1 protein-coding gene is annotated in these 1,423 nt (G+C 57.2%); it reads right to left on the reverse strand.

The window, feature by feature from the left end; translation table 11 throughout:
• Window positions 1–182: 182 nt before the first annotated feature.
• A complete protein-coding gene (locus EN925_RS35740) occupies window positions 183–407 on the reverse strand; it encodes a hypothetical protein (RefSeq protein ID WP_024505842.1) in 225 nt (74 codons plus the stop codon).
• Window positions 408–1,423: the final 1,016 nt, after the last annotated feature.

The raw sequence follows: 1,423 nt of genomic DNA on the forward strand, positions 1-1,423 counted from the left end.
TGCGGAGACAGGATAGGGGAGCCACCGCCGCCCAACACCCCATGGCTCCCCTATCGCTCCGCATGGCGACCCACTTCCGAAATTTGATTTTTGAACGGCAAGCACGATCCGCCTGCAGGGCATGGCTGACGTCGGCAGATGAAGCGGCTCATCGTGAGCCTTCGCCAGACAACGTCCGGGTCTCAGGCGGTCCCCAGGGGGTTTGCTTCGCATAGCTGCTGAAAATCCAGAACCGTCCCGTCAGTCTGGATCTCGGCTTCGAATGCCTCGATCAGCCGTTTGGCGGCTTTGCTGGCAATGTGCGAATCGGGGTAAGTTGCCTCCACAACGCGCGCGCGCTCGTAGACTTCCCTGAATTGCCTGACCTGCTTGGGACCGAATACGCGATGTACAACCTGAGTGGTCATACCGCTTCTCCTCCTGGTGGCGGAACTTGAATTAACCTGCCCGTTGTCAAGCGCGCGCATGATTTCATCATCGGCACAGGATTACAACTGAAAGCCCAACAAGCCTGCGCCGGTATTGTAAGATACCAATTTCCTTGGTCGAGGCGTTCTTTAGTAGCGTTCGCTCGATTGCGAGTTAGCCGTTTGCAGGAGGCAAGGTCGCATGGTGAAGATTGCCAGAACCGCTGACCAGCCTTCGTGACGCCTTGCTCGAAACAAAAAAGCCAGGAGGCTTTTGCCTACTCATCCCGATGCCGCCCAGGGACTACGCGAAGCTGGCGTCGTCATTGGCCATTCGGTGCTGATCGTGGTTGACATCGACCGGGAAGGAGATCTCAGCGGTTACGGCATCGCTCGCCCCCTGTCGCAAGCAATCCTCATAATGATGGGTGGTTGCTGGGCTACAGAGGGGGCCCGTATCCTTCAGAAAAGAGGGGCGAGCAACGATTTCGGGTCGGGGGCGCCGGTCACCCGTAGCACGAGGCCCATGGTTGCTACTCGATGCTCAGGCCTGCCACACGATTCATTTATGATCTTTCAAGGGGAACCAAGAGTGCTTGGGCAGAGCGATATCCAATCGGCTGGGGGCTCAACGAAGACCGGACGAAGCGACTGGCACTGTAGGTCGCGGATTTACGATTTTGGTAATCGATGGAGGCCATCAGAGGGAAGGGGAGGCGGTGTTGGTCATCGAACGACACTACATCGCACCGGGCAAGTCGATGTGTTGAAAGCTTCGGCCCGCCTGCGTCGGCGCAACAACGGAGGCTCGGTCGAAATGGGAAATAACCCATCCGCGCATCCCGTTGATACGCAATGCAATCATACCGTCAAAAGGGCTAACTCCGAAATGCGGTGGGGAGAACCCGCCACCTTAATCATAATGGAGGAGCCGACACTATCGACATGGCTGTGGTATTTTGTCTGCCGGGTCACGTAAAGGAGCGGTGAGTGGAACAGGTCACGACTTGCTGGGC

It is taken from the genome of Mesorhizobium sp. M7A.F.Ca.US.006.04.2.1 (genome assembly GCF_004022915.1).
GTDB classification, from domain to species: Bacteria; Pseudomonadota; Alphaproteobacteria; order Rhizobiales; family Rhizobiaceae; genus Mesorhizobium; species Mesorhizobium ciceri.